Genomic DNA, 2,835 nt, shown 5'->3' on the forward strand with positions numbered 1-2,835 from the left:
TCATGACGTCTCGCGTACCCCCAACGGGATTCGAACCCGTGCCGCCGCCGTGAAAGGGCGGTGTCCTAGGCCGCTAGACGATGGGGGCCAGGACCACCTGGGATGTATTTCCCCGCTGTGGACCTATAAAACTATAGGGCCTGCTTCCGGAAAAACCAAAACGGCCCGGACGCCCTGCAGGGGCGGCGCCGAACCGGTCCTGCCGTCGTCGCCCGCGGGTAAAGTCGAGGGCATGCCGATGGAGATGTCGCTGCCGGAATTCGAGGACGCGGTGAATGACGCGATCGACCAGATACCGGAAGACATCATGCGCCAGATGTCGAACGTGGGCATCTTCGTCGAAGACGAATACGTCCCGCAGCCGTGGGAGGATCCCGAGACCGAGCTCCTGGGCATTTACGAGGGCACTCCGCTCACGGAGAGGGACCACTGGTGGGGTGCGGGGTCCATGCCGGACCGGATTGTCGTCTTTCGCGGACCCCTGCAGCGGATGTGCTCTTCACGTGAAGAATTGGTGCGAGAGGTCCTGGTGACAGTAATCCACGAAGTGGCCCACCATTTCGGTATCGACGACGCCCGCCTTCACGAGTTGGGCTGGGGCTGACCGCCGGCTTACGGCTCCCCTCAGGCGCGACCACCCTGCGCCCACGATCACGCGCCTCCCAAAACTGAACGCCACTGCCCTGCCCGGCCGGCCGGCCTGAGCATCACTCCGCGACGATCACCCCTCCCGCGCGGCCAGGTGCACCATGACACCGGCCGTCCGGTGTCACATGTGCGCCCCTCTCCGGCCAACTGATGAACAGGAGGCGCTGGACCCGCTCCTGCACCAGTGCGCGGGCCTCCCGAAACCACGGGGAAATCAGGCGCGGGGCATGCACTCGTTCCAGCGCGACACGCCTGTCGAAGCCAAATACTTCCGAATGACACCAGTGTTGTTTATGTTATTTTTGAGACGAATGTTGCCAATGTGACGAAAGATGCATATTCTCGACGTGCTGTGTGAATGCAGTTCGGTCTAGTTGGGGTGCCACCCGTTCGCACATTTGACCGCTCTCGGCCCCAAGGCCGTCCGTCCGGGAAGGGCGCGTGCATTTACTGCGCTCGTAGTAAGGACCCGTTCGGATGAGGTTGCTTTCCTCGGGGCGTCCTGCCCCGCATCGATCGACGACGCCGGTGCGCGCCGCCGCGCTTGTCTCGGTTACCGCCCTGCTTGTCTGCCTGCCTGCCTTGGCGCCAGCTGTCGCCGCGCCAGCCGGACAGCTGCCTCAGGTGACTTCGCAGCGAATTGTTATGCCGGCCGCCCCCGCGATGCCTTCCGGTGACGAAATCGACGACGCCAAGGGTGATGCAGCCGCGACCCAGACCTTGGTGGACCGAATCGAAGAGCAGCTCAAGGAAGCTTCGGGGAATCTGGCCAACGCCCAGTTCGATTCAATGCGCTCCCAGAACACCTACAGCGAATCCCTCCTCAAGCAGCAGGAGCGTGCCGCCGAGCTCGATGATGCCAAGGCCAAGGCGGCGCAGGCTGCCGAATACTTCGAATCGGTCAAAAACCAGGTGGGGCAGCTGGCCGGTGAACTGTACCGGAACGGCGGCGTCAACCCCGGGCTGAGCTCGCTGCTGGACAGCAAGAACGCCGGCGATGTGCTCTACAAGGCCTCCACCATCGATGCCCTGACGGCGAACCGCTCGCAGACCCTGACCGCTTCCCAGCAGGCCGCCCAGCTCTGGGCCTCGTGGGAGCTCTACGTCACCCAGGCCGAAGAGGCCGCCAAGGACGCAGCCGTCGCAGCGGAAGCAGCGGAAACAGACGCAAAGGCTGCCAGCTCCGCACAGCAGCAGCTCGTGGTCCGCTACGAGGAACAGCGGCACGCACTCCTGGTGCATCTGGCCGAACTGCGCGGGACCAGCACCAGCGAAGAAGACACCCGCATTGCCGCCTTGGAGAAAGCCGAGCAGGAGCGCCAGCTTCAGGCACTCGTCGAGCGGTCAGCGCAAGAAGCTGCTGCCGCCCAACGGCCCTCCAGCAGCACTTCAACCCCGCAGGGCTCCGCGGTCGCACCAGCCAGCGAAAACATCACGCCGGCCCGGCCGGCAGCTCCTGCTCCGCCGCCGGCGACCTCACGGCCGGCAACTCCTGCCGCGCCCCCGGCAACCTCACGCCCGGCAACTCCTGCCGCGCCCCCAGCCACCTCACGCCCGGCAACTCCGTCAACGCCACCACCGGCGTCACGGCCATCGACGCCGGCGCCGTCGAGGCCTTCGACGCCCGCCCCAGCGCCGCCGCCTCCGCCGGCTCCCAAGCCAGACCCGAAGCCCAAGCCCCAACCGGCTCCGCCTGCTCCTGCACCGGCACCCGGCGTCAACGGGGGCATCGCCAGCGGCGCCCTCAACTACGCGATGGCCCGGCAGGCTGACCCGAAAGCGAAGTATGTCTGGGGAGGCAACGGTCCGGTCGGCTTCGACTGCTCCGGCCTAACACAGCAGGCGTTCGCCAAGGCGGGCCGCAATCTCCCCCGCGTCGCCCAAGCCCAGTTTGACGACGCCCCGTACAAGGTGCCGCTTGCCCAGCTTCAGCCGGGCGACCTGGTGTTCTGGGGAGAACCGAATGCCATTTGGCACGTGGCCATCTACATCGGCAATTGGCAGGTGGTCCACGCGCTAAATGAACAGGACGGCCTGACGGTAACCAACATCAGCCACATGTACGGCAAGCTGCACACCTTCGGGGCGCGCTGGGCCGTCTAGGTTCAACCACTGGTTCGCCTCGTTGGACGGCACTCAAGCACCATCTGACCAGGCCGGGATTTGACCGGGGCGGGCCCGGAACCT

Annotated in this window: 2 protein-coding genes and 1 tRNA gene; 2 read left to right on the top strand and 1 reads right to left on the bottom strand. The window is 65.6% G+C overall.

Annotation, left to right across the window (positions count from 1 at the left end; translation table 11 throughout):
* Positions 1-15: 15 nt before the first annotated feature.
* Positions 16-88, bottom strand: a tRNA-Glu gene (locus AC5RWT_RS36340).
* Positions 89-232: 144 nt separating this feature from the next.
* Between AC5RWT_RS36340 and AC5RWT_RS36345 the strand changes: the two genes are divergently transcribed.
* Entirely contained in the window at positions 233-604 is a 372-nt protein-coding gene (locus tag AC5RWT_RS36345; protein ID WP_494084457.1) for a metallopeptidase family protein, read from the top strand.
* Positions 605-1,293: 689 nt separating this feature from the next.
* Positions 1,294-2,751 carry a C40 family peptidase gene (locus AC5RWT_RS36350; RefSeq protein ID WP_494084458.1) on the top strand — a complete coding sequence of 486 codons (1,458 nt, stop codon included), beginning with the start codon at positions 1,294-1,296 and terminating at the stop codon, positions 2,749-2,751.
* Positions 2,752-2,835 lie beyond the last annotated feature (84 nt).

Source organism: Arthrobacter sp. Dra40 (assembly GCF_059091905.1).

Coding starts and splice junctions, on each gene's coding strand:
- AC5RWT_RS36345 (WP_494084457.1), top strand. CDS start 233: ATGCCGATGGAGATGTCGCTGCCGGAATTCGAGGACGCGGTGAATGAC.
- AC5RWT_RS36350 (WP_494084458.1), top strand. CDS start 1,294: ATGCCGGCCGCCCCCGCGATGCCTTCCGGTGACGAAATCGACGACGCC.